Origin of the sequence: Bacillus cereus group sp. BfR-BA-01347, assembly GCF_022663835.1 — a bacterium.
Classification (GTDB): Bacteria; Bacillota; Bacilli; order Bacillales; family Bacillaceae_G; genus Bacillus_A; species Bacillus_A thuringiensis_K.
This window is the reverse complement of sequence record NZ_JAKUGG010000025.1, coordinates 49907-76422: the sequence shown is the minus strand read 5'-3', so window position 1 is coordinate 76422 and position 26516 is coordinate 49907. Positions and strand designations below refer to the sequence as shown.

Here is a 26516-nt window from a genome sequence, read left to right as displayed (position 1 = left end):
TAATGTGTTGGGCTTAAAAGGAAGGAGAGGGTCGGGATTATCATGGTGGAAAGCTTAATATTGATAGGATTTCTTTTTACGTTATATAAGTTAGTTGAAAAAAAAAGAAACTAATTCATATAACGATATATTGTTTCCTTTATAAGGGCAAGACTTATTTGAAAGTGATATGGATAATTTAAAGGAGGAATTTAGATGGATGCAAGGAAGGAACGCATTAAATGCGAAAAAATGTCAAAGTATTATGATCGTATTTATTCAGTTTCGTTTATCCTATTAATTATACTTGTTTGTAGTAGTGTGATAATCATAGGAGCTACAGGAGGAAAATATGGAGTGTTTTTATTGTTAGCAATTTTACTTAATGCACGTATTACGAAAGAATCTCAAAAAAAGTATGAGCACTATTCTAATAAAGGGCGTATTTAAATTCATACATATCTAAAAGGAACAACCTAGATGTACAATCAAAATATTCATATATCATCACCTATTAACTAGTAAAAGTAACTTCATTTAAATAATTTTTAGCAAGTCAGAAATAGAAACAGTACCTTATTAAAATGTTATTTCCGTTCCTATAATGAATTATCCTTCTAGCATATTTATAAGATTTATATCCTATATTAGGAGAAAGAATACAAATTAGAAAGGAGACTTATAGAATGAGTTATTCGGAAGGAAATGACTTGAGTGAACAATATACGGTAAGTACATCTAATCCCTACGTATACCAGACATTACAATCAGTAATTGGTAAATATGTGGTTATTGAAACTGTAAGAGGTAATGTAAGGGGACAGTTAAAAGATGTGAAACCAGATCATTTGCTCATTGAAGATACGGCGCCATATATTGTACGCATTCAACAAATTGTATGGATTATGCCAAAGCAATAATCAAATTTATAAAAAATTAATGTCATAGTCCACCAAGTAAAAACACAGGGTTTTATTTCTGTGTTTCTTCAAATTTCCGTTTTTGAATATATGCTTGAGCATGAATAAGTTCTTCCTGAAGCTCTTTTAATTCTTTTATAGATTCGGATTCAATAGCCATGTAAGTAGTAACTAAACTAATCATCATATCCATCTTCTCTACTATATTTTGAATGATTTGTTCAGATTGCTCTTTTTTAGGATGTTGTATTGCTATTAATACATTTTCTATATAATTGTTCTTTCTTTGCTGGATATCATAAATAAACTGTTTTGTGTTTGAATTCATTTGCCATTCCTCCATTTTGGATATACTTCTATCCTATCATATTTTAATGGAAAATATTAGATTACCCTGAATATACACCTGTCTCGCACATCTCCCTAAATATACAAACTAATCCCTTAACGTAAAGGAAGATAAGCAAAACACTTCAATTTTGTGCCTGAAAGTACAATTTTCTTTTTTTATGTGGTGCCCTTGTTGCAAAGTAGAGCTGCAGCATCGCTCTATCAAATGGGCCGTTCTTACTTACAACGTTCATCGGTCAAAGGGAGTATTGCAAATGATTTTGGTGAAGAATTCAATTATACTTGGAATGAAATTAAGAAATTGGTGAAAAGAGTGGTTCTAAACGGAGTCACTCTTTTGTTGTATAATTTTTGACTCTTAATAGATTAAATGTATTGTAAAGAAGAACAAAGTGATAGTGAACGCAATAAATTTATACCATTTTGCTTAGGAGGTGTAACTGTGAAAACTATAGAAATTGAAATAGTTAGATCCAGGAGTCGTCAGAATTTAAAAAAGGACTTAGATAAAGTTGTAAAAAAGTTTCGTTCAAAAGGTTTAGAGGTTGTAGTACACTATCGAACACAAGCAATTGTAAATGGAATTGAATATTCAGCTTCAATCATTGGATGTAAATCAGAATGATTGAAGCTGAACGAATAAAAGAAGGATTAGAAGAGACTAAAACTAGAAAAAGAAAAACTTTCAATTACACTACGTATATATGATAGTAACAAATATTCCATCAAAAAGAAAAAACGGAAATAATTAGAATGTAACAAACCTCTTTTTATTGAGCTATTAACAAACGAAAACTTGAAGAAAAACAAAAGTAAAAACACTTTGTGTTTCTTCAAGTTATATTATTTCATTGAAATACACTATCTAATTTCTGGAACGACTTTTCTTTTTGCTTATCTTTACAGAAAAAAGATTGCATACCAAAGTGATATTAGACTGGTGCATCCAACTACAAAGAATACATATTTTAAAAATTTCATAAGACTCCTATTAATCACTCTTATGGGAATTACAATCGTGGTAATCTATTTATATTTTTATGGTTTCGGTTTATGAATATAAACTAAAATCATATCCAAGTATAAGAGACAATGGTTCACCTGGGAAGTATGCGTATTATGGTGGGAATGGGACACAGGTGGTCTTTTTGGAGAAGCTAAATGTGTTTATAATAAAACTGATGAATCGGATAATAAATAATATATAAAGGCTTTATCTTTTCTATAGGAAGATGAGGCTTTTTTATGCATAAAGAAAAGACACCCAAAGGTGCCTTCCTGCGACTTGAACCACTTTAATTTTAATAACATTATTTTACAACCGCAAATATATCTTTAATCTTTCATATGATATTTTATTATTTTTTTCAGTTAATTGCATGTAACTGGTGAAAAATAGGCTATGTCTTGTAAATGCCTTTTCTCCATACCCACTCAATAGGACCATATCGGAAATATTTACTCCAAATTTTGCTGAATATAATTTGTACAAATATAATTAAAAACCCGAAGATACATAGTTGCCAGTAATATACGTGTGAGACATCTTTAAAGTACAAGGAAAGAATGACAAGAGTTAGTATACTTTGGCTAATGTAATTCGTTAAAGCATACTTGCCTACGTTCATAAAGGGGCGCAGCCACTCTATATATTTTTTATTCTCACAAACTCGAAGTAGAGTACAAATATAGAATATAGCTAGCATTTTCCCTCCAAATAGAATCCATAGTTGTATATTCTGCGAGTAGTAGATATCCGTTTTTATAAAGTAATAGATAATAGGACAAGAGAGAAGACATGAAATGCATAACGAACTCCACTGTAAAAATCTAATTTTCTTTATTAATTCCGGTACCCTTTTAAAAATGTTTTTCTTACCAGCCCATAAACCGATTAAAAATAAACCTATATATTCGGGAATTCCTATTAGTAGTTGCTGAAATTCCTGGGTCATTAGAAAGAAAAGACGTGCTTTTACTTGATGTGAATAATGTGTAAATAGATTTACTGTGTGGTTGCTAGTGTTGCCTGTAAACATATATAGATAGTAATTTGGTATTTCAGGAATAGAAGCACTTGCTCGCAAAAATAGAATAATATGTAATACATAACTAACCATTAGGAAACTACAACCAGCTATAAAAATAAGTTGAGTAGATCGCTTATAAAAGAACAATAGAATAAATCCAGCTATAGCATACGCATGTAGAATATCTCCATACCATAGAAAGGTGAAGTGAAGTAAACCGAAGGCTAATAAAATACACAGTCTGCGAATAAACAACTTATACATGGGGTTATCCTTTTGCTTATATATTTTTCATAAATATATAAAACCCTACGCCAAATAAGAATGCGAAAATAGTATAGAACTTTGCTTGTATAAACAAATCTACTAAAAAACGAATCGCTTTATCTGTACCGGAGTAACCTGCCTGATTAAAGGGATCTAGTCCCGTCATAGTAGGTAGATTCGCAAAAAGGATACATAGTATGGCGATACCTCTTATTATGTCTAAAGATTGAATACGGGCGTTTTGTTGCAAATTAATTCTCCTTTCGTACAAAGAAAAACGAGCACTATACTAGCTAGCACTCGAATTACGTCTTGCAAAGAATCCATCATATGTAGCAGCTGACACGGCTCCTTCTAAACGTTCAACTTCTTCACCTCTGTTATAAGCTACGACAATTGGAGTACCTGGAATGTCGAACTCTTGAAAGGCACTTTGATTTTCTGAGGTAGAGATATCAATACGATAGATGGTTCTATCATGCTTTTTTGACATACTATTTATATCTGGTGCAGCCTTTTTACAATAATGACAGGTTGGTTGATAGTAATACGCAATAAACTCTTCATGGGATTTTATTTTTTGCTTTAATTCTTCTTTTGAAATATCTTTTATATTTTCAGGTGATCCTTTTACATCTGCAGCAGATACAATTGTTTTTTCAGGTGTTACTATTTCTGTTTTGACTGATTCATTTTTAGTTAAAGTAAAGATCGTGATACCAATAACACATAAAGTTGTTATAACTGCTCCAATTTTGTAGACTTTTTTCATAGTAAATTCCTCCTTAAAATAAAAAAAGGACAAACCTCGCCCGAGTTATCAGGGCGTAAGGTTTGTCCTTCACGCTACGTACAATAGTGTATAAACAATGAAAACAAATTTTCTATCTATATAATACCATAAAATTCATATAGAATGCTATAAGGATTTTAAAGGAAAAGGAATAACTTAGTTTGTATAATTTCATGTACCAGATTGTATACAAAAATTATAAACACCGTAATAAGGGGATTCTCTGTGTTGTATCCAATTGTTGGGTGTTTTTGCTCCCTCGAAAAGGGGGAATAAGAAAAGTACCCAATTTCAAGAATGGGTACTTTTTTTAAGGTATATTCATATTCCTTAACTCATCTATAAAACGTATTACTTTTCATTCTTACTTTAAGAAACATTCGACTCATTTTCTTTATTTTATATTTTCTTTGAATTCTATAGTTGCAACAACTTGGGCATGATCAGATTGTGTTTTATTTTCAATATCATCACATTTTAAATGATGGTCGAGTACTTTATATGCGCTTACTCGACCAAGGTGCTGTTCGTTTTTCCCATTAAGTACATTAGATACAAAAATATAGTCAAATACGTTTCCTAATTTTTTATAATAATGTGTGGGCAATCTTTTTTGTCCACTTTGATTTGGAGCTAAGTCAAAAGCATCGTAAAGTTTATAATTATATACAATCTTTTGTTCGTCATCATCAATTGGTTTACCGTTGATTTTTAAAAGCCTTTCCCTATTAGTTAATGCTTCTATGGGAATAGAGTGTTCATCATCGTTTAAATCACCAAGCAAGATAACTGGAACTTCTTTATGAGTGTGTAGGGTTTCAGATATCTCATGATATAAGACCGCTGCTTCTGCTCCTCGTTGTAGTAATGATATTACATGTCCTATCGACCTTGCTCGTAAAGTAGCTAATATCTTATTATCCAATGCATCATCAGGATTTAAATGTAAATCTCTAACTGCTGGGTTTTTGGATTTCAAATGCGAAACATAAAAAATAATATCACCAGAACCATCAATATGTATCGTAGCCTTTATTGGAATACGACTGAATTTAAAATCTGCATTAACAGGTATTTCCTCCATAATGGAATCTGGTACTTTAACAGGATTTACTGAAATTATTGGATATTTTGACGCTATTGCAACTACAGGTTTTATAAATACTAATGGATTATCTATATCTGTAACAGGGGTTTCTACTGTTTCAAAATGAATAAACCCTAATTCCTCAACTAAGCTTTTCAAAATAGCTGAGCTAAATACTTCTTGAAAACCAATAACATCGCATTTCATTTTTAATATTTGTTCTTTAATCCATTCCTTCTTCATCAACCATTCAGCATCTGAATATTTGTTACCAGGCTCATACCATTTGAAAGGAGGTTCAGCAAATTGGTATAAGTTAAACGTTCCACAGCGAATCTGCACAGTGTTTCTCCTTCTTTCTATATGTATTATACAGAATACCAATTAAGTTAAAATAAGCGGATGTTTCGTCATGAATGGCAAACAATAACCTTTATATGTTTATTACACATAATGAAATAAATCTTAAGAGATATTTTACTATAAATTAGATTATCTCCTAATTAGCAATGTATTATGCAATCCATTGCTAAGAAAAGGAGCTGAATACATAAGAGTAACCAATTCTAATTATTTTTCTCCATAATTTTAAGAGAACTGTTTCATTAAAATGTCTATATTAATTTTGAAATAATGATAATCTCTTTTTTCTTAATTTGGAGAGAATCAGTGAGATTTTATTTATATGTGATACAACATAAAAGTTAATTGAAATAACCTGAAGTGTCGTTATAGAACCATTTCAATGATAAAGATTGAAAATTGTATCTAAGCTAATCAATGAGGTAACAAACAAGTACTAGCTAGTTCAATTGAATACTAATTAAAAAAAGAAAAAACACATATATTGGTATTTTTGGAAAGGAGGATAGATTAGATGTCAATGAACGATAATTTAGAGGATGAACATAATAGAATGAATCTTTCTGGATTCCAATTTAATGGAGAAATGAAATTTGTACTTCTTAAAGTTGCAGATGTCTTAATTCCCCTACAAAAATGGATTAACTCTAAACCGTCTCCTAATCAGGTACCGGACACAGAGGAATACCTTCCTTGGAGACACGGTAAAGGCCCCTTAAATTCAGAAAAATTTAATCTGATTCAATTTTTGGAGGGTTTACTACGTGAGACCTCGTTTGACTTGTCACTGATGAACCGTTGGAAGAGGCTTCAACAAGCTCCTTTCTCTGCAACTCCAATTCAACATCCTAAATCATGGAGAAAAGCCCGTGGTTTAGAAGAAGATGCAATCTTCGGTATTACAGAGTCTAGAGGCGTACTTCTTGATAAAGATAAAAACCCTATTATACGTTCTGAATTTTATCAAAAAGGGACATCTTTGCTTCTTAAAGCCGCTCAATTTAGTATCCCAGAGACGTCTGGTGGCTGGGAAAAGTTCGTAGCATTGCTTGTAAATAATTCTCATCCCTCTTGGTCTCCTCTGGAATTTCCAACATCTGTTTCATTCTTATTTCAGTTTACGCGTGATATTTTGTATCGCATGATGGGAATGCGTAATACCGCTGAAGAACCATGGTCAACAGCATTACTGGTTGAGCTTGATGAAACTCGTAGAGTTGGAAATCATTTTACAAGTTACGATACAGAGGAAGCTGTGAAACTGTTTGAGAATGTATTGGCTAAATATAGTAACCTACAGGAGGAAAATGAATAAAAGTTGCTGATTTTGTAGTCATTGGCACAGGAGGTGGAGGAGGTACTCTTGCATGGATGCTTGCACGTGCTGGATATAGCGTTGTTGTTCTTGAGCAAGGTGCTGATTGGGCTGAGGCCCTTCCTGAAGGTGAAAAGCAGTTTGATCAGGTATTTCATGATGAGTATCGCTTTGGTTTAGAGAAACCTCTTCCGGTAAGGCGGCCTAGAGGAGATTATAGTACATTCCGTAAAGATGATAAATCGGTGGCCAAACCATTTGAAGGAGGCTGGACGGCAACTGATATGGGGGGAGGATCACTCCTTTGGGGATGTTGGGGTATTCGACCATTACCAGTAGATCTGAGATTACAATCACTTTTTAAAGAACTTGGTCAAAGTGACAAGATTAGTGAATGGGGCTATTCTGTAGCAGATTGGCCTATTAGTTACAACGAACTTGAGCCAGTTCTAAATATAGCTGAAGCCATCTTATCAGTCGGCGGTGACCATCAGGGTATCAATAAGTCCATCAAGGAATCTCCATGGTTCAAAGCCTTTTCGGCAGAGACTAGCATGAACACATGGAGAAATACACTACCTTCGACGCCATTTCCGTCAAAAGAATACCCTCAAAGGCCAATTGGCTCCTTTTTCTTTAAGGCAATGAATGCAATAGGGATGAATCCCACAATGATACCATCGGCTATGGTCAATCCTGATATTAAGGAGTACTGTACCCAGGATATGATTGACAAGATGATTAAAAATTGGGGGGATAATCCAAAACCAGAATTCTGGAATCAATCTCCTAAAGAGATATGGTCTGATACTGTTCGTGATGCATGTAACATATGTGGATTTTGTGGAGAATATGTTTGCTGGGGTTCACGTCAGCCAAAATATGGAACTCTTTCTACAACACTTCATGAGTTGCGAAATTTACGTGAAGTTGCAGAAATTCGACCGGATTCAAAAGTTTAAGAATTTTTTTATGATCAACGTCTCCGTAGAGCAACAGGGGTTCGTTATCTTGATGTTTCTGATCCCAACAATCCAAAAGATATGTTCCAACAAGCTCATAATGTGGTGTTATGTGCCGGAGCTGTTCAAAGCGCAAGAATTCTACTTATGTCGGGACCACCAGGAGGGCTTGGTAATGGAAACGGACTTGTTGGTAGAAATGCTATGTTCCATACGTTTGGCTTAGGCAGTAGGTTCACCCTACCAGAACAGTTTACTGGATTTCTCCACAGCGAGTTTGGTCATACAGGGACTGTTCTTAGTTTTAATGATTATTTTGTTTCTGATGAAATGGGAAATGGTGGAAATATTGAGCTGTGGCTGGGATTGCAAGAAAAAATCCTCTTGAAAATGCTGACGCTTATATAGGAGACAGAAAATATGGGCTTGATTTATTAAAAAACATGGAGCAGTATCCGCGTACTGTTGATTTACGGGTAACAGGTGATGATCTGCCTTATCCTTCTAATATGGTGGAAAGTTCTTCACAGAAACTTATTATGTGAAAATTGAAGGTCAAGGAACAAAAGAAAGAGACGCATTCAAATACACCTTAAAAGGATTTAAAGAAAATGGAGAAGAGAAAACAATCCAATTTGTTACAAATGATGATAAGCCAATTAAAGAAGGAACCTATTTAAAAATTACGGCAGATGAAGATAAAGATGCTAATAAAAAACACCTGATAAAATTTCATTAATTAACGGTTATGAAGAAGTTAAAAGTGAAGATGTACCAGAAAAAATAAAAGAGAAACTAAAATAAAGTGTGTATAGGGCCGTAAAATTAATTTCAGAATGGTATTTTATCATTTTGAATGCCCGATAGTACCAATTTAATTTTAAAAGACTAATAGTCAAGTAAGAGCCGATTCCCCTTATCATATAGGAAATCGGCTCTTACTTTATCCAATTTTACTTAACGTACGAAATTCGCGTTTTGTTGGTGCTACCCCATCGCTATCAAGCTAATATTTTATAGTACCCCAAAAACGAAAAATCTATCCGTTATTGTCTATTGATAATGATGCGTTATGTTAACTTTACATGTATAGAACATACATTTTTTAATTAATAAAGACACTGGTACAGGAGACAGATTCTTTCTTACATTTAATATACTAAATGCAAAAAAAGGAGCTTGATTATTTATGCCATCAAAAAAAAGAAATTGTTTTAATCCTTGCGAATTTCCTTATTCATTATTTCCTTGTGCATTTCCTTGTGCAGTTCCAGAGCCTATAAAACCAATAGACCCTACTAAATTTGATTATATCGTGATTGGTGCCGGAACTGCCGGAGGGGTAATCGCCAAAGAATTAACGGATGACAAAAGTACTTCTGTACTAGTGCTAGAAGCAGGAACAAATATGACGAATGAGCTAAGTAACCCTAGCGTTATTGCGGCCATTAATACAACTCGAGGTAACAGGTTTAGCTTTAATGTTACTTCTGAATTAGAATCGACTATTGCACGTACACTTATTGCAACAAATGGTCGCGCCATAGGGGGAAGTTCAGAAATTAGTGACATGTACGCCGTACGTGGGAGTAAAGAGTTGTATAACCAGTGGGCAAGTCTTGTTGGTAATCAATGGAGTTACGACAAGATTAGCTCCTTATTTGTAAAAAATGAAACCTATACAGGATCGACACAAGACCCTGATGAACGAGGATCACAAGGGCCAATCTTTATTAGGCAACAGAGTATTCCCCCTAATGGATTAATCAATACGTTAGTTCAAGCAACAAACACTGTATTGGGAACGCCGATTGCTGTGGACTATAATACCGGCATAAGGGATTGTACATTTTATAAATCGCAAATTATTCAAAAAGAAATTAGCCCCGGTCAATTTGTCCGATCCTCAACGGCAACAGGTTATTTAAATGACCATATTGTCAGTCAAGGAAACCAGTTCCATCCAGATGAATTTGGAGTTGATGGAAGAAAGTTAGTTATTTTAGCTAAAACAACCGTTAACAAAATTTTATTTAAGAAAAAAAATGGACTGAACATTGCGGTTGGTGTTGAATTTGTCAAGGATGGTGTTTCACATAGAAGGTTTGCAAGAAAAGGCATTATCGTCTCTGCAGGATTTTTTTCCTCAGTCATTCTACAACGTTCAGGAATCGGTAAATCGGATGATTTGGCTAAAGCAGGTATACCAACATTTATAGAGAGTCCAAATGTGGGTCACAATCTTCAAACTCATGGTTATGTTGGATTAGGAGTTGAAATAGATACCTCTCAAATTCTTCCGATATTTTTTGCTGATCCCAACTTTCCACTTATCTTAGTGCTTTCCAAGCAGAGAATCCAATGAATCTACTAGAAAGTCGTCGTCTCCAACTGATAGGGGCTCCTATCCCATTTTTTATCCCTGCTCCGGATGTGATCAGCAATGGTTGGAGTTTAGATTTAACTTTCCAAACTACTCCAAGTATCATGAGTTTTGGTATTGTAGACGTGAATACAAAAAGCAGGGGTACAGTGCTAGTGGAACATAGCGATCCAGAGGCTTATCCATCTCTTAACTTCAATCCGTTGGAAGATCCCAATGATCTAACGTATATGGTCGATCAATATAAGAGAATTTATAATATTATTGTAGAGGCTAGAGATCCACTGAAATACCCAAATAACGGAATCGGGAAAGTTGTATATCCTCCCGAAAGTATATTCCAGCTACCTGACAATGATCCCAACAAACAACAGCAGCTTGAGAATTATGTCAAAGCCTCTTACACGAACTTCTCTTTAGGCGGTCAGTGTCGGATGGGACAGACGATTCAAGGAGGGGTTGTCGATGGATTCCTCAATGTGTTTGGTACCAAAAATCTTAAGGTTGCCGATTTGTCCATTTCGCCTATTATTCCAGATGGTCAGCCGTCCGCCGCTGCTCAGATGATCGGACTAAATGCGGTACGGTTTATAAAAGAGGACCCCTCTCCATATGTAATGACAGATAAGGAACTTGAAGATTACGAAAATGAGATTAAAAAAATATAAATTAAATATTTATTCATTGGTTTTATTCTTATTTTTTGATCTAAAGATTGCGTTTTGGTTAGAATGCGGCTTGCCTTGTGGGGACGAACCCCATCGCTATCAAACTAATAAAAAGAAATATCTTCAAAATGAAAAAATACGTTATTCTTTCTATAGAATCATAGGAAAGGATGGTGTTTTTGTATGTCTATTTCTGTATCTGATGAATTACAACTATTTGCTCAAGAAATTCAAAACCTTTTATCCCCTAATACCTTACGAAATCTTGCCAGAAATGTTGGCTTTGTGCAACGAACCAGTAAGTACCAAGCAAAAGATTTAGTAGCTTTATGTGTATGGGTGAGCCAAAATATAGCTATGACTTCTTTAACTCAGTTATCTAGCTGTTTAGAAGCATCAACAGAAGTACTCATCAGTCCAGAGGGACTGAATCAACGGTTTAATAAGGCGGCTGTCCTACTTTTACAACACCTACTAGCCGAACTATTAAGAAAAAAATTGGCCGCATCTATGCCAATTTCTTCTCCATACACTTCTGTTTTCAAGCGTATTCGTATTTTAGATTCAACTGCATTTCAACTCCCGGATGTATTTTCATCGGTTTATCCAGGTGCAGGAGGATGCAGCCATACAGCTGGGATAAAAATTCAACTTGAGTATGATTTGTTAAGTGGACAGTTCCTACATATTCATACAGGTCCAGGTAAACAACATGATCGCACTTATGGCTCTCTGTGCGCTCCAACTGTGACGGCGAATGATTTATGTATCCGAGATTTAGGTTATTTTCATTTGAAAGATCTTCAACATATACAAGAGAAAAAGGATTATTATATTTCACGTATCAAATCGAATACACGCATTTATCAAAAAAATCCTAACCCTGATTATTTTCAAGACGGAAGAATTTAGAAAGGTACAGAGTATATACAGATAGATATGGAGACGTTAATGAACTCCCTTCAACCAGGACAAACATGTGAAATAGCTGATGCTTATGTAGGAATGATTGATAAAGTGCCAGCTCGTGTAATTGTTCATCGATTAACAAAACAACAGCAACAAAAACGATTACAAGATCAAGCTGTAAGAGAAAAAAAGAAAGGAATGAAGTATTCTCCTCGTAGTAAACGACTCAATGGAGGAAAAATCTCAAGCAAATGCTTACTGATTGTGAAAGATTGCGCTTATATCAAGATACCAAATACATTATGAGTGTCTACCTTAATAGAGATTATCTCATCGTATGATAATTTTCCACTTAATCTACCCGTATATTCCATTGAAATAATAGAACTATACGGGTGACCTTATTCTTGCCTCATTTTTTGAGAGCCTTATTCAGATACTCTAGTAATTAAAAATAATAATATTTAAAATTGATTAAATGACAAAAGGTTTTTGATTATCAAAAGTTGGATTACTCTTTCCAATATCAAGAAGGTTTGGAGATTGATCTGGCGGCATGGCTTCTAAAATTTTTCTGTGGAATTTTTGGTAGTTCCCTTCAAATGCCCCACTTCTCCATACTGATAATAAAGTTGCAGTGAATAATCCATTAAAAGCTCCATCTGCTGAAAGCTGATTGTCTTGGCAACCAGATATTAATTTAACCGAGCACTTTAATTCATTGTCATTTCTTTCATTAACTTGAGCCTTTCTTTCATGATAAATACTTCTATTTTTTTCAAAGGTTTTAGTTCTAATACCAAGCGGCATATATCGATAGGCTACATGTTTTACTGGATCAATATTGGAGAAATTATATAAAGCGTAATGTTGAGCTTTAGTTATTGATCCACTATGACAAGAATCTGATAAGACAACAATTCTTACATCTTCCTTAAAAAGATGCCAAAGTGCGTGAATTTCATCGTCTAGGAATTGACCATCATATAAACACCAAGTTTCGTCAAAACCGTCGGCTTCATCATTTTGTTGATCAGGAACACGCCCACCGTGTCCAGAATAAGAAAGGAAAAAAATATCTCCACTTTCTAAAGATGATGCTGCTTTTTTAACTTCATTAACAAAATTATCTATTGTAGCATTGGTTGTTAAGAGCGTAGAGGTATTATCATAACGTAATGATTTTGCAATTAATCCCATATCTTCAGCATCTGATTCACAGGCAACTAAGTCTCCACTCCATCCTGAATAATGTTGTGGATCAACTGAATTTAATCCAATATGTAACGAGAATCCTTTAGGCACTTTATTCGACCTCCAATTATTTGAAAATCCCATACGGATATCTTATCCATTATTATTGAAGATATTCAGCTAAAAGTGAATTTTATAAATCATAACGCTTAAGTTGTAATTTTTCATAGCCGTTCAGTTTTAAGCTGATTGTTTTTATAGATATGTGCTTTTATCAATTCTTTTACTCTCACTTACTATTTTATCAAGATTGTCATAATAAAGTCGTCTCTTTCGGGGAAGTTATGATTGTGATTGATCTATATACCAAATACAATACGGAGGTACTAAAGGTGAAAGCAAAGAGTAATGATTTATGTGAAACCAATCTAAATAGTGAAGAAATACGGACAGGGTTTATCCATTTACCATCCCCCAGAGAAGTAAAATACTCGGTCGTTGACGGTCTTGCCATCTTTGAAGGTGATATTGTTCTTGGAACTGTCGCAGAAATGGAAACCCGGTCTAAAACCAAGGGGGTCGGCATCACAGGTGACCAATTCCGCTGGCCAAACGGAGTTATACCTTTTAATATTGATTCAAGTCTTCCCAATCAGCAACGTGTAACTGATGCTATTTCTCATTGGGAAAATCGAACTTTCATAAGATTTGTGCGACGAACCACGGAAACCAACTATGTTACCTTCAGACCAAGCGACAGTTGTTCATCTCGCATAGGGATGCAAGGAGGGGAACAATTCATAAACCTTGGCAACGATTGCAGTACAGGAAATGTTATTCATGAAATTGGCCATACAGTGGGCTTGTTCCACGAACAAAGTCGAGAGGACCGAAATAACTTCGTTAGAATTAACTGGGCTAACATAGAGACTGGAAAGGAGGGTAACTTTAATCAAGAAATACCAGTATCCGATGACTATGGCCCATATGACTATGGTTCAATAATGCATTATGGTACACATTTCTTTTCAAAAAACAACTTACCAACAATCGAGCCTTTAACACCTGGGGTTACCATTGGGCAGAGAAATGGGCTTAGTGATGGTGACGTGGCTACTGTTAACATGATGTATGGCCGGATGACAGAGTCTCAAATAGCAACTGTGTCCCGATTTACTGATCACCTCGATGTATTTTAGATAGGAAAAAACGGAGAGGTGGCAAGTACCTGGTGGGATAAAAATTTAAATAATGGACGTTGGTTCAGTCCTTTTTCCATTGCTCCAGCTGGAAGTACAAGGGGATTTTCTGAATTAGCAAGAGAACAAAAAAAGTAAGTGTTAATGTTGATGAAGAGCTTTTAGATTTTGTAGTTGAAGACTTAACTATTCCATTTTGGCAGGGTAATGAAAACACACAATTAGATTTAAGAAAAGAATGAAACTTTCAATTTCCCGACTGAAAAAAGTAAATATATGATTATGGTTGACCTTCTTATCGAATAATTTAGTTACTCAATTATAGGGCGCTTTAATGGAGCAACGAAAAAAGCCCAATTTCTCAATTTTAATGAGAAATTGGGCTTTTTATATTTACTTATAGTGCAAAATAACGCTTAAAATAGGTGCAAAATAACTCCTAAAGTGATACCTATAGATTATAGGAAACATGTTATCTAGGTGTTTTTTCTTTGTCTCACCAAATGGGGTCAGACCACTATGATTCTACAGAAAGAATAACGTATTTTTTTCATTTTGAGGGTATTTCTTTTTATTAGCTGAATAGCGATGAGGTACCGTCACATCGCTATAGCTCTTCTAAACTTCTTGTTTACAATGATTTAAATGTATATTTTTGATAATAATTTTGTAGAAAGTACGCGATTTGCAATAAATTTAAAATTTGAATATAAATTAATAATATATACATTGGAACATCTTATTAAAGTTTGTATACAATAGAGTGTAATTAAAAATGTATTAATATGAAAATGGTATTTTTTTATACAAAAAGCCTAGTTTCTACTAGGCTTTTTGTTCAACCCGTTTATATTCTACACAATCCCTCCGAATTGAAGAATTATTCAAACTTTTACATTTTAACACTTTTTTGAAATTCAATATATGATGCTATGAACAATTACAACATAGTCTTAGTCGTTAAAAGAAAAACCACAGCGATTGCTGTGTTTTTTCTTATTAGAGACACTTCTGTCATTTCCAAAATCTTATACGTTTATTGTAATTAAACATTACCAAAAAACGCTGCAATTAAGAAATATGGCACCATTGAAGCATCAAAATTTTCATTTGAAAATTTTACGTTGTATTATATTTTAGTATTTTCTCACTTTCCGAAGCCGAGAAAACATCATCACTTCTGAAAGGACCCGAACTCCAGCGGGTTCTTTTGATTTACTTGAACTCATTTTCGAATTATTGTATTATATTTTCGGGTCTTACTTATATAAATCATTATCAGGAGAATCTGCATGTTTGCAGGTTCTTTTTTATTTTACTGAAAGTAATTTTTTTACCCATTTGCTTTATCTATTGTAAATAATTTTGAGTCCGATGGATCTCTTATTCTTGGCGTAAAATTAAATCCTAATAAATGGGTAAATCCGAAAATCTATTCTGTGTTACCGACTGTGTCTGTATACAACAATAGGACTTTACTTGGTGTAATAGGTATGATAGGCTCGTTATTCAGAAAAGATTCCGATTGAGAAAAGCACATCCATAAAGGGGGATTGGTAATCATGAGTGATAAAGTACTTATTGTGGAAGATGAACGCGAAATTGCCGATTTGGTTGAGCTATACTTGAAAAACGAGAATTATACGGTTTTCAAATACTATACCGCCAAAGAAGCGTTGGAATGTATAGACAAGAATGCGCTTGACCTTGCTATATTGGATATCATGCTTCCCGACGCAAGTGGTCTCACTATCTGTCAAAAAATAAGGGACAAGCACACTTATCCTATTATCATGTTGACGGCGAAAGATACGGAAGTAGATAAAATTACAGGGCTAACAATTGGCGCGGACGATTATATTACAAAGCCCTTTCGCCCACTAGAGTTAATTGCGCGAGTTAAGGCACAGTTACGCCGATATAAAAAATACAATGGAGTAACGGCACAGAACGAGAATGTTATCGTCCACGCTGGTCTTGTCATTAATATAAGCACGCATGAGTGTTCTTTGAACGAGAAGCCGTTATCTCTCACTCCCACCGAGTTTTCAATCCTGCGTATCCTCTGTGAAAACAAGGGAAATGTGGTTAGCTCTGAGCAGTTGTTTCATGAGATATGGGGTGACGAATATTTCAGCAAGAGTAATAACACTATCACCGTGCATATCCGACATCTGCGAGAAAAGATGAACGACATGGCTGATAATCCGAAGTATATAAAAACGGTATGGGGGATTGGCTATAAAATTGAAAAATAAAAATAAGAGTAAAAAAATCGATTATTCAAAATTAAAACGAAAACTCTACCAATATATCCTTACGATTGTCATGGCAGCAGTTGTATTTGTGCTGTTTTTGCGTCTATTTATCCAAGGAACACTTGGGGAGTGGATCGTACGTTTTTTGGAAAACAGTTATCATTTAGAGCGTTGGGACGCAATGATAATATATCAGTATACTATACGGAACAATATAGAAATTTTTATTTATGTGGCGGTTGCTATTAGTATTCTTATTCTATGCCGAGTTATGCTTTTAAAATTTGTAAAATACTTTGAAGAGATAAATACCGGTATTGATATACTTATTCAGAACGAAGATAAACAAATTGAGCTTTCTGAGGAAATGGAGTTCATGGAACAGAAGCTTAATACATTAAAGCGGACTCTTGAAAAGCGAGAGCATGATGCAAAGCTGGCTGAACAAAGAAAAAATGAAGTTGTTATGTACTTGGCACACGATATTAAAACGCCTCTTACATCAGTTATCGGTTATCTAATCCTGCTTGACGAGGCACCAGACATGCCGAGAGAGCAAAAGGCAAAATATGTGCATATCACGTTAGACAAAGCGTATCGTCTGGAACAGCTAATCGACGAGTTTTTTGAGATTACGCGATATAACCTTCAAACGATTACGCTCACGAAAAAGCACATAGACCTATACTATATGCTGGTGCAAATGACTGATGAATTTTATCCCCAGCTTGCCGCGAAGGGCAAACAGGTGGTACTCCATGCTTCTGAAGATTTGACCGTATTTGGTGACCCTGATAAGCTAGCGAGGGTCTTTAACAATATTTTGAAAAACGCCGCTGCATACAGCAAGGACGAAAGCGTTATTGACATTACTGCGAGCCTATCCGAAGATGTGGTATCCATCGTTTTCGAGAACGCCGGAAACATCCCGAAAGATAAACTCGCTACCATATTTGAAAAGTTTTACAGATTGGATGATGCCCGTTCTTCTGATACGGGCGGCGCGGGACTTGGATTGGCGATTGCAAAAGAAATCATTGTTCAGCATGGCGGGCAGATTTACGCGGAAAGTAATGATAACTCTACGACTTTCACGGTAGAACTTCCAGTCTTCCAAGACTCGGTTGATAAAGGGGATTCTTAGAAAATAATCATTGTTTCTTAAGAAATTCTTAAGGTTATCTCTACTTTTTCTTAGGAAATTAACAATTTAATATTAAAAAATGGCTCGTTCTTATGCGGTAGACTTAAACTAAAAGAACGAGCTTTTTTTATTTCGTCAAAGAAAGATATGATAACTTATGCGTGAATTAAAATAGCTCAAATGTTTAGAAAAAGAGTGACACAAATATTTCTTTTCCTTTTAGCGAATTGCGCCAAATGAGCAGTCTACTGTTTTGGATGTTCCTGCACACCACTGAACAGAGTATCCACATATAGATATAGCATCGCTTTGCAGAAAGTAATCGTTAAGAGTTTCATATCCGAAATCTTCATCGTTTGAATCAGCCTGACATTATCATCAAGTCATTTACTTAAGGAGGAAGCTGAAAATGAAGAAGTGGTGTTTTTTATTGTTATTTTTTTTCTTAGGTTTTGCTTTCATGAATAAAGCACTGTTTTTTCAGAATAAAGTAGAGATTTAAAAATACGATCAAAATCACAAAGATAACATAGATAACACAGGTACTACCTCAATTATTCAAAAGAAAGAGATTGTAAAAGAACAGATCTATCAAGGGAATCTGCTCTTAATTAACAGTAAATATCCTATTCGCCAAGGGAGTGTGAAATCAGATATCGTAAATTTATCTAAACATAATGAATTGATAAACGGATGCGGATTGCTTAATACGAATATTTATTTATCAAAAGAAATAGCAAAAAAATTTTCAGAGATGATTAATAATACTGTAAAGGAAGGTGTTAATCAATTTTTTATTAATAATGGTTATCGTGACTTTGATGAGCAAAGTGGACTTTACCATGAGATGGGGGCTGATTATGCCTTACCAGCAGGCTATAGTGAACATAATTCAGGTTTATCACTTGATGTAGGATCAGGCTTAACGAAAATGGACCGAGCACCTGAAGGAAAGTGGATAGAAAAAAATGCTTGGAAATACAGATTTATCTTACGCTATCCCTCGGATAAAACGGATGTTACAGGAATTCAATATGAACCTTGGCATATTCGCTATGTCGGTTTGCCTCACAGTGCGATTATGCAAGAAATGAATTTAGCCTTGGAAGAATACCTAGATTATTTAAAAGAAGAAGAGAGCATTTCAGCAAGTATTGATGGGGAAAATATACAATTTCATATTATCCCTTTTTTCAAAACAAGACAATTGACGTTGAAATACCAGTAAATGAATTTTGTGAAATATATGGAAATAATATAGATGGGGTGATTGTGACGACCCGTTCTTGAATTATATTCTAAAATGACAAAGTTATAGATTACAATGTAAAGTTAGGAGATTTTAAATGCATTCAGGAGTTTTGATTAATTATTTATATACGTATTTCTTTACTATTATTTTTTGTATAATGTTTCAAATTGGATCTTATTTTAAAACGAAAAAAAATATATCTATTCAGCATTTTCTATGGGTGTATGTTTTTCTATTCTACCTTTCACTAGTGTATAAGGTGACGCAGATAGGGACTATATGGGACATAGGTAGATACGAAACATTAATTCGTGCAAATCAAATTAACTTGATTCCATTTGCTTCTAAAGGTATGACTACTTATGTCTTAAACATTTTACTGTTTATGCCATTAGGTTTTTTATTGCCGACTATTTGGCCGCAGTTTAGAAGAATGAAAAGTACTGCCTATGCTGGATTCGGTTTTTCATTGGCTATTGAGTTAGGTCAATTGCTAGATAATAGAATTACAGATATTGATGATTTATCTATGAACACCCTGGGAGCAATTATTGGGTATTTATTATATAGAGTATTATTCAAAATGTTATATAAAAGAGATGAAAAAAAGATTGATAATAATATTTCTCTAGTAATAAAATACGAGGCTATTTTTTATTTGGTTTGCTCATTTGTAGGTATGATGTTAATTTATTATCCAGTTTTATTTAGACGGCCTCTAATCCTTCAATAAGGTGATTAAGATGCTGTCAGATAATTATATACATATAGTAAATTGATTCTTAAATAATAGGATATTACAAATACCCATTTATATTAAATTCTCATAGAAATCTTTCAAAACTACTCTTATTGAAGGGTGAGTGGTTATTGAATTGATTTATATTGTTCCCGTTTTATATCATAGTACCAGCCTTTAATTAACAATTATATCCATTGCGAAAAAATAAGATAGGCTTTAATATTTACCAGTATTTAAATGCTGAAAATTGTTTAAGGCATTTCAACCAAAATTTAAGAGGAGCATACAATGAACAAACTAAAAAGGTTATTGAAACGTAAAACGACTTGGATAATTCTTATCCTATTCGTATTTGTTTATGTAAATAACAGTTCTTTTTTTGCTAAGAGGGACGATGGAATTCCTCTTCTTCTTGCTCACCGAGGACTTTCGCAAACATTTAGCATGGAAGAGATTGAGAGTGATACATGTACAGCAGAACGTATAAATAAACCTGAACATTCTTATTTAGAAAATACAATTCCATCTATGGAAGCGGCATTTAAAGCTGGAGCTGATTTAGTAGAGTTTGATGTTCAACCAACTAAAGATAATAATTTTGTTATTTTTCATGACTGGACTCTTGATTGCCGTACTAATGGTAAAGGTGTTACAAGAGATTTTACAACAAAAGAATTACAAGCACTTGATATTGGTTACGGTTATACAGCTGATGGGGGTAAAACATTCCCGTTTCGTGGCAAAGGGATTAATCTTATGCCAACACTTGATGAAGTACTTACCCATTTTCCAGACCGTTCTTTTCTTATTCATATTAAAAGTGATGATGAAAATGAAGGAATTCAATTGGCTACTCACCTCAAGAAATTACCAGCGAAGCGCCTTGATCAACTAACTGTATATGGTGGCGATAAACCAATTGCTGCGATAAAAGAGCGCATCCCTAGTTTACGAACAATGTCAAAAGCGACCATGAAAAAAGATCTTATTACTTATATGGTATTAGGGTGGACTGGCTACATACCTTCAAGCCTGAAGCATGGAGAGTTACATATACCAGACAAAGTAGCACCTTGGCTTTGGGGATGGCCAAATCGTTTTCTTAATCGAATGGATAAAGCAGATACTCGAGTTATCGTTGTAGGAGGAAATGGGTTTGGATTTTCAAGTGGATTTGATTCATCTGAAGATATAAAACGCCTTCCTGACGATTATACAGGTGGAATTTGGACAAATCAAATTGATAAAATAGCACCTTTATTTAAGAAATAAGGGAAAATATAACAATCGAAGTTTTTCATCTGTTTAACCATCTATACTTTAAAAGAAGACTTATTATTAATGTTGAAGTTTTATATACTGAAAAATGCCCTTAATTTCCTATACATAATGGAAATCAGGGGTGTTTTTGGATAAGTGGGACTTATTTTATTTATATTCAAACAGAAGTACAACAACTATCAAAGAATAAACCGCTAGTTGTATAAACTGAGCTGATGCAGATAAGTAAATTTTTCGTTTGGGGGTACCTTCAAGATCTTAAGCTTGATGGTGATGGGGTACCGCCACACATCCATTAACTTAAGAATAGAGTAAAGATGGTGGTGTGGCGGTACCCCAATAAGACATCACAACAGTGGTCAATTATACGGGTTACTTAAAATATAAGAGGGCACCGAAAAAAATAATAATTCCTTTTTGTGGTATAGGAATTAAATCAAAATAACCGAGATAATAAGTTAGTGGTAGTTCTTCAAGAGAACTACCACTTATATCATAAAAGGTACTTTAGTTAACTCATTCTTATTTTTATTGAGCAAACAAATGATTGCCAATTTGTGCAACGGTTTGGCGTGTTGTAATCCATTTGTCAGTAGATGTTTTAGGGTTATAGAAATAAAGCCAATCAGAATTTTTTCCTTTTGAGTTAAGTGCTTCTTCTACTGCCATTTTTGCTTCGTATGTAGCAGGTTGATTAATTCTCCCATCTGTAACTGGAGTGAATGCATAACCATTTTTTATTGGTTCATAAATTACATCCGTAATTGTATTAGGAAATCCATTCGAATCGACACGATTTAAAACCACTTTTGCTACTGCCACTTTACCTACATATGGTTCTCCCCCTGCTTCTGCATTTACTAAACGAGCTAATAGGTCTACTTCTTGCATTGAAATACCTGTATTAATTTTCAAGTGTTGACCAGCATAAATTTGATTCCCATTTATATTATTATTTTGTGTAAGAGATTGGATAGATACCTTGTATTGTCTAGATATGGATCCCAGTGTATCCCCTCTTTTTACTTGATAGATTATTTGATATGAAGGCGGTGACGTATTTAGTGTATTTTGCTGTACATGTCCAGTTAAAGGTGATGGGACAGGAATTGTTAAACGTTCTCCAATTCGAATTTGATCAGTTATTTTGTTGTTAGCTTGTTTTAATGCTTGAACGGATATTCCGTATTGAGTACTGATTTTACCAAGTGTGTCGTTCTTTTGAACAGTATATCCTGTCGAGGCAGATGCCCCTATAGGATTTGATATTAGGGTGATCATTGCTACAGATGCTGGTACTAATGTTTGGACCTTACATAACTTCATTCGAAAAAAACCTCCTAAAAATAATGAAAATATACTTAATAGATTTTGTTCTATAAAAACTAAACTTGCTTATAGCGTAAAAAATTATTAATTATTGGTCATGAAATCTGTACTTAGTTAAGAGAAAACTAAAATGAATATAATACAAATTTAAAGTTTTTGTTAGTTGCTAGCGATAGGCTATCACCAGCATTTTTGCCAGCTTCACGCTAAGAAAAAACAAAAAGAATGTCCATCAGGACGCCTTTACCATTTGTATACTTAGTTTTATGGATAGTTATATAATTTTCGACGTTACATTAATTTATGATTTGTTACTGTGAAGTCAAGAAAGTCAGCTTTTAAACAAAACTTGATAATATAACTTTTGTACGATTGGCCGTTACTTCATAATAAATTTCTAACCCTTTCCGAGTACCTGTAATGATTTTAGCAGCTTTTAGTTTGGATAAATGTTGACTAATTGTACTTTGGGGCATTTGTAATTTTTCATACATTGTTGTTACATTAGTAGGGCCTTTTGTAAGCATTATTTCTACTAAGGATAAACGGACAGGATGTGCTAATACCTTTAATACTTCAGTGACCTCTTCATACTTTTTCATTTCTTCTTTCATATTTCTTTCACCCCTTTTATATAAATATTAATGATATCCATATATATAATTCGATAAGATATACAATTTTGTGTCCGTCATTTTAAAAAATATTAAGAAACCCCCTCCAGTCCGAAATTAAAGGGGTTTCTTAACATAACGTTTCACTATTAGTAGTCAATAATGAATAGAAATTTCGTTATGGGGAATTTGCTTTCTTAGCTTGATAGTGATGGGGTCACTATATCAAAAAAACTGTACGTTTAGACACGTTTTAGACACAAAATAACCGGTTCCCTGTACGTTAAGGAACCGGTTATTTATTTTACTGCCTTTTGATGGAGTCTTTGTCTCGTAATGGTCTTAAATTATCGGAATTTTATAGATTCATTGCAATTGTTCTGAAGTTTTTGTACCAGAACCACTTGTAACAGTCTACGAAGATTTATGGATAGGGTCATCCATTCAGTGATATTGGTATTTTTCCTTTGATGTTTACAAAAGAAATATGTATAATATAAATCGTAATGATTACGATTTATATTAAGGAGTGTTATTAATGAAGATTTCATTTGTAAAGAGGGTAGGCATTTTAACTATTAGTTCAATACTAGTATTAGTAGGCTGTCAGACTTCAAATTCATCTGAAGGCGAGTCTAATAAAACATCTGAAAGTCACACACATGAAAGCAAACACGATCACGGCCATGAGCACGATCATAGTCATGCATATGATGAAGAAACAAAAAAAATTTATGAAGGATATTTTGAAGACAGCCAAGTGAAAGTACGATCACTCTCCGATTGGGAAGGAGACTGGCAATCTGTATATCCATATTTACAAGATGGAACGTTTGATGAGGTATTTGCTTATAAAGCGAAACATACAGGTAAAATGACAGCTAAAGAATATAAGGAGTATTATAATGAAGGGTATCAAACAGATGTTAACCGTATTGTGATTCAAGGGAATATTGTAATGTTTTTCAAAAGTGGAGAAGAATATTCTGGTAAGTATATCTTTGATGGTTACGAAATTCTGACATATGATGCGGGAAATAGAGGTGTAAGATATATATTTAAACTAGCAGAAAAAGCTGAAGGAGTTCCTCAGTATATTCAATTTAGTGATCATAGTATATATCCAAATAAAGTTAGTCATTACCACCTGTATTGGGGTGACGACCGTAAAGCTTTATTGGATGAAGTCATACACTGGCCTACCTACTACCCATCAAAAATGGATGGACATGATATTGCCCATGAGATGATGGAGCATTAAATTAGGAATCACGATGAATATTTCTTTCACAAATATGTAAGATTCAAAGGTTATCAATCCAGAATCACACTGTTTAATACTCAAAAAGTTAACCATAAAAAATATTCTCTTAGATTAACAAATGCTTTAATGGAATAAGGAGCGCAAAAATAATTAAACATTTACCAATATTAAGAGCGTGTTCTGGTTAATCTTTTTTCAAAACACGCTTTTTTTATCTGCTCTTTTATCAAGTTTATAGAGTTAATTTAATTAAATTATATTTTAAAGCTACACGAAAGGTATACCTTTACAAACGCGAATTTTATAACATTGACCCCTTATATACATATTCCTTTATTTCTATATTTTAAAAAAGAACTTGTAGTAATTACTGCAAGTTCTTTTGGATTGCTAGTTTTTTATAGAAGAAACTTGTTTTAAATAAAAACCCCACTTTAAGGATGATTCAAAGACTATATTTTGTTACTAGGATGTATTAATAGGAATTTTGAAAGCATTACTGACGAAATTTACTAACTTTAGTTGATACATGACGGTTAAACAGTTTGATTTCCTTACAAATCTGTAATGTTAATGTCATGTTATGAAATTTTTATACTTTGATAAATAAGTTAGAATTATAAGATGAGCTAAGTGTTATAAATGCTTTAGCTTAATAATAACGTATAAAAAGAAGCAGAGAGGAAGTTGTTAAAATGAATTTTAATGTCCATTTTAATAAAAAACAAAATATTATTCCTCATATAATATTGCAGGTGTATTTTTAGGGGAGGTTGAGATATAGCTGATTACAAGTTTCCCTAAAAATACATTGAAAAGGAATGAATTGAAAATGTTAGGAACAAAATTTACAAGTTTTATGGGTAGACCACGTGTTTGGAATGTATCAAGTGATGTAATGGGAACCTCTAAAATGCGGAGTACAGAAAAAAGCGAGTTTGAAATCAAAAATAAAGCTTATACAAATGAAAAAGATGAACTTTTAAAAGATAAACAAGTATACATGAATTTAAAATCAGAATTTAATTCTTTTTCACAAACTCTTAATGAAATGGCTACTTTTAAAGGGGAAGAGAAAAAAGTAACAACATCACAAGAGGGACACATTAAAGTAAAAGCAAATCGTGATGCTATTGAAGGAACATTTCATATGACAGTTACACAACTTGCAGAGCATCATCAAATTGTTTCAAATGCTATTAATGTCGATGAGAAGTTGAATGTAAATGATGTATTGCAAATTGCCGATAAAGAATTAAAGATAACTAGTGATATGACATACAAGGATTTAATTCACCTAATTAATAATGGGGATTATGGAGTAACTGCTTACACACAAGGCGATAAGATTTTTATGCATGCTAAAAAAGTTGGTGAATCAAATAAAATTGAATTAAAAGATGGTGCATTAGATTTATTTAAAAAGTTGTTTTATACCCCGGTGGAAACAAGTCAAATAGATGAACCTGATAATAATACACAAAACTTTGTACTTAATACTATTAATACAGCGAAAGATGCGAAATATATTCTTAATGGTATCGAAGGAACAAGTGATAGTAACACATTAAAACCACTTCCTGGTGTAGAGATTGAATTACTAAAAGAAACTACAGAAAACACCAATGGAAAAAGTAAAGAATTAAAATTTACAGTAAGTAATTCTGGTGTGTCAGATGCAACTAAATTAATAAAAAAAATGGTTGCAGATTATAATAATATTGCTTCGTCCTATGAGGAGTATGCTAGTCCGATGGGAAGTTTACAAGGACATGCGATAATGGCGGATATCTATCATGAGATGAATAATGTAGTTAGATTTTCACAAGGTGGTAATTACTTATCTACATTTGGTATTCAACTTACAGATGAAGGCGCAATGAAAGTAAATGATGCAAAACTAACAAAAGCCTTGGAAGAGCATCCAGGGGCTGTAAAGCAATTCTTTTTTAGCACGGAAGGGTTAGGAAAAATGATGGGGAAATCATTTGAGGAAATCTTTGGTGATAATAGTATTATTAGTGATCGAATCAAAAATATCAATTCCCGCATAAATGATTTAGAAAATAGAATTAGCTATATTGATTTTTATAATAAAGAAAAACAGGATGGCAATGTAGATAAATATCAAAGGTTGGAAGTTGCATCTTTATTACTTAATAATCAGATGAATATAATGAGATCGATGATTAGATAAAGAAGAGAATTCATC

Annotated in this window: 20 protein-coding genes and 7 pseudogenes; 19 read left to right on the top strand and 8 right to left on the bottom strand. The window is 33.7% G+C overall.

The window, feature by feature from the left end:
- Positions 1-195 precede the first annotated feature (195 nt).
- Positions 196-429, top strand: coding sequence for a hypothetical protein (locus MR143_RS26890; protein WP_000340025.1), 234 nt, complete (start codon positions 196-198; stop codon positions 427-429).
- 236 nt (positions 430-665) lie between these two features.
- Positions 666-899, top strand: a complete 234-nt coding sequence (locus tag MR143_RS26885) for a YuzF family protein (protein WP_000122228.1) — start codon at positions 666-668, stop codon at positions 897-899.
- A gap of 52 nt (positions 900-951) precedes the next feature.
- Here MR143_RS26885 and MR143_RS26880 read toward each other — a convergent pair whose 3' ends face one another.
- Positions 952-1227, bottom strand: a complete 276-nt coding sequence (locus tag MR143_RS26880) for a hypothetical protein (protein ID WP_001087718.1) — start codon at positions 1225-1227, stop codon at positions 952-954.
- 192 nt (positions 1228-1419) lie between these two features.
- Here MR143_RS26880 and MR143_RS26875 point away from each other — a divergent pair.
- Positions 1420-1605: pseudogene (locus tag MR143_RS26875) on the top strand (hypothetical protein); the annotation flags it as partial.
- An 87-nt stretch (positions 1606-1692) separates the two neighbouring features.
- On the top strand, positions 1693-1875 hold the full coding sequence (locus tag MR143_RS26870; protein WP_000848330.1) for a hypothetical protein: 183 nt from the start codon (positions 1693-1695) through the stop codon (positions 1873-1875).
- 775 nt (positions 1876-2650) lie between these two features.
- Here the strand turns inward: MR143_RS26870 and MR143_RS26865 are convergent.
- From MR143_RS26865 to MR143_RS26855, 3 genes and pseudogenes are all read right to left on the bottom strand, one after another.
- Positions 2651-3797 (bottom strand): annotated as a pseudogene (locus MR143_RS26865) (DUF418 domain-containing protein).
- A 39-nt stretch (positions 3798-3836) separates the two neighbouring features.
- On the bottom strand, positions 3837-4319 hold the full coding sequence (locus tag MR143_RS26860) for a thioredoxin family protein (protein WP_242281106.1): 483 nt from the start codon (positions 4317-4319) through the stop codon (positions 3837-3839).
- 415 nt (positions 4320-4734) lie between these two features.
- The gene (locus MR143_RS26855) at positions 4735-5769 is read right to left on the bottom strand and encodes an endonuclease/exonuclease/phosphatase family protein (protein ID WP_001167025.1); all 1035 of its coding nucleotides are present in this window, start codon (positions 5767-5769) and stop codon (positions 4735-4737) included.
- Positions 5770-6304: 535 nt separating this feature from the next.
- Between MR143_RS26855 and MR143_RS26850 the strand changes: the two genes are divergently transcribed.
- From MR143_RS26850 to MR143_RS26815, 7 genes and pseudogenes are all read left to right on the top strand, one after another.
- Complete coding sequence (locus MR143_RS26850) at positions 6305-7105, top strand: hypothetical protein (protein WP_000062301.1); 801 nt, start codon at positions 6305-6307, stop codon at positions 7103-7105.
- Between the two features lie 56 nt (positions 7106-7161).
- Positions 7162-8067 carry a hypothetical protein gene (locus MR143_RS26845; protein WP_000881002.1) on the top strand — a complete coding sequence of 302 codons (906 nt, stop codon included), beginning with the start codon at positions 7162-7164 and terminating at the stop codon, positions 8065-8067.
- Positions 8068-8088: 21 nt separating this feature from the next.
- A pseudogene (locus MR143_RS26840) lies at positions 8089-8475 on the top strand (GMC family oxidoreductase N-terminal domain-containing protein); the annotation flags it as partial.
- Entirely contained in the window at positions 8424-8612 is a 189-nt protein-coding gene (locus MR143_RS26835) for a hypothetical protein (protein ID WP_002164300.1), read from the top strand. The pseudogene MR143_RS26840 and the gene MR143_RS26835, both read left to right, overlap by 52 nt.
- Positions 8609-8806, top strand: a complete 198-nt coding sequence (locus MR143_RS26830) for a DUF1093 domain-containing protein (RefSeq protein ID WP_000687528.1) — start codon at positions 8609-8611, stop codon at positions 8804-8806. The genes MR143_RS26835 and MR143_RS26830 overlap by 4 nt, the downstream gene beginning before the upstream one ends.
- A gap of 450 nt (positions 8807-9256) precedes the next feature.
- Positions 9257-11118 (top strand): annotated as a pseudogene (locus tag MR143_RS33745) (GMC family oxidoreductase).
- 183 nt (positions 11119-11301) lie between these two features.
- A pseudogene (locus tag MR143_RS26815) lies at positions 11302-12261 on the top strand (IS4 family transposase); the annotation flags it as partial.
- Positions 12262-12501: 240 nt separating this feature from the next.
- Here the strand turns inward: MR143_RS26815 and MR143_RS26810 are convergent.
- On the bottom strand, positions 12502-13332 hold the full coding sequence (locus MR143_RS26810; protein ID WP_001123886.1) for a caspase family protein: 831 nt from the start codon (positions 13330-13332) through the stop codon (positions 12502-12504).
- Positions 13333-13613: 281 nt separating this feature from the next.
- Here MR143_RS26810 and MR143_RS26805 point away from each other — a divergent pair, with 281 nt between their 5' ends.
- Positions 13614-14420, top strand: coding sequence for a M12 family metallopeptidase (locus MR143_RS26805; protein WP_000645007.1), 807 nt, complete (start codon positions 13614-13616; stop codon positions 14418-14420).
- A gap of 1357 nt (positions 14421-15777) precedes the next feature.
- Here the strand turns inward: MR143_RS26805 and MR143_RS33570 are convergent.
- Positions 15778-15882 (bottom strand): annotated as a pseudogene (locus MR143_RS33570) (Tn3 family transposase); the annotation flags it as partial.
- Positions 15883-15982: 100 nt separating this feature from the next.
- On the opposite strand from MR143_RS33570, the gene vanR-A reads away from it, so the two are divergent.
- The 5 genes and pseudogenes from vanR-A (at position 15983) to MR143_RS26780 (ending at position 21088) form a co-directional block, all read left to right on the top strand.
- Positions 15983-16678, top strand: coding sequence for a vancomycin resistance response regulator transcription factor VanR-A (gene vanR-A / locus MR143_RS26800; RefSeq protein WP_001281105.1), 696 nt, complete (start codon positions 15983-15985; stop codon positions 16676-16678).
- A complete protein-coding gene (vanS, locus tag MR143_RS26795) occupies positions 16656-17822 on the top strand; it encodes a vancomycin resistance histidine kinase VanS (protein ID WP_033703270.1) in 1167 nt (388 codons plus the stop codon). Before vanR-A ends, vanS begins: the two co-directional genes overlap by 23 nt.
- A gap of 409 nt (positions 17823-18231) precedes the next feature.
- Positions 18232-19112, top strand: a pseudogene (gene vanY, locus MR143_RS26790) (VanY-A/VanY-F/VanY-M family D-Ala-D-Ala carboxypeptidase).
- Positions 19113-19168: 56 nt separating this feature from the next.
- Complete coding sequence (locus tag MR143_RS26785) at positions 19169-19807, top strand: VanZ family protein (RefSeq protein ID WP_242281103.1); 639 nt, start codon at positions 19169-19171, stop codon at positions 19805-19807.
- Between the two features lie 297 nt (positions 19808-20104).
- Entirely contained in the window at positions 20105-21088 is a 984-nt protein-coding gene (locus MR143_RS26780) for a glycerophosphodiester phosphodiesterase family protein (protein WP_046945652.1), read from the top strand.
- Between the two features lie 537 nt (positions 21089-21625).
- On the opposite strand, the gene MR143_RS26775 is transcribed toward MR143_RS26780, so the two are convergent.
- A complete protein-coding gene (locus MR143_RS26775) occupies positions 21626-22423 on the bottom strand; it encodes a cell wall hydrolase (protein ID WP_046946178.1) in 798 nt (265 codons plus the stop codon).
- A gap of 341 nt (positions 22424-22764) precedes the next feature.
- On the bottom strand, positions 22765-23040 hold the full coding sequence (locus tag MR143_RS26770; protein ID WP_242281102.1) for an ArsR/SmtB family transcription factor: 276 nt from the start codon (positions 23038-23040) through the stop codon (positions 22765-22767).
- Between the two features lie 538 nt (positions 23041-23578).
- On the opposite strand from MR143_RS26770, the gene MR143_RS26765 reads away from it, so the two are divergent.
- Together MR143_RS26765 and MR143_RS26760 are read left to right on the top strand one after the other, a co-directional pair.
- Positions 23579-24301, top strand: coding sequence for a ZinT family metal-binding protein (locus MR143_RS26765; RefSeq protein ID WP_242281101.1), 723 nt, complete (start codon positions 23579-23581; stop codon positions 24299-24301).
- 835 nt (positions 24302-25136) lie between these two features.
- Positions 25137-26501, top strand: coding sequence for a flagellar hook-associated protein 2 (locus MR143_RS26760; RefSeq protein ID WP_046946175.1), 1365 nt, complete (start codon positions 25137-25139; stop codon positions 26499-26501).
- Positions 26502-26516: the final 15 nt, after the last annotated feature.

Bases quoted from the DNA above. Each gene is read 5' to 3' on its own strand.
- MR143_RS26850 (WP_000062301.1), top strand. From the start codon at position 6,305: ATGTCAATGAACGATAATTTAGAGGATGAACATAATAGAATGAATCTT.
- MR143_RS26760 (WP_046946175.1), top strand. From the start codon at position 25,137: ATGTTAGGAACAAAATTTACAAGTTTTATGGGTAGACCACGTGTTTGG.
- MR143_RS26780 (WP_046945652.1), top strand. From the start codon at position 20,105: ATGAACAAACTAAAAAGGTTATTGAAACGTAAAACGACTTGGATAATT.
- MR143_RS26890 (WP_000340025.1), top strand. From the start codon at position 196: ATGGATGCAAGGAAGGAACGCATTAAATGCGAAAAAATGTCAAAGTAT.
- MR143_RS26785 (WP_242281103.1), top strand. From the start codon at position 19,169: ATGCATTCAGGAGTTTTGATTAATTATTTATATACGTATTTCTTTACT.
- MR143_RS26845 (WP_000881002.1), top strand. From the start codon at position 7,162: ATGCTTGCACGTGCTGGATATAGCGTTGTTGTTCTTGAGCAAGGTGCT.
- MR143_RS26765 (WP_242281101.1), top strand. From the start codon at position 23,579: ATGAAGATTTCATTTGTAAAGAGGGTAGGCATTTTAACTATTAGTTCA.
- vanR-A (WP_001281105.1), top strand. From the start codon at position 15,983: ATGAGTGATAAAGTACTTATTGTGGAAGATGAACGCGAAATTGCCGAT.
- MR143_RS26860 (WP_242281106.1), bottom strand. From the start codon at position 4,319: ATGAAAAAAGTCTACAAAATTGGAGCAGTTATAACAACTTTATGTGTT.
- MR143_RS26885 (WP_000122228.1), top strand. From the start codon at position 666: ATGAGTTATTCGGAAGGAAATGACTTGAGTGAACAATATACGGTAAGT.
- MR143_RS26770 (WP_242281102.1), bottom strand. From the start codon at position 23,040: ATGAAAGAAGAAATGAAAAAGTATGAAGAGGTCACTGAAGTATTAAAG.
- MR143_RS26880 (WP_001087718.1), bottom strand. From the start codon at position 1,227: ATGAATTCAAACACAAAACAGTTTATTTATGATATCCAGCAAAGAAAG.
- MR143_RS26775 (WP_046946178.1), bottom strand. From the start codon at position 22,423: ATGAAGTTATGTAAGGTCCAAACATTAGTACCAGCATCTGTAGCAATG.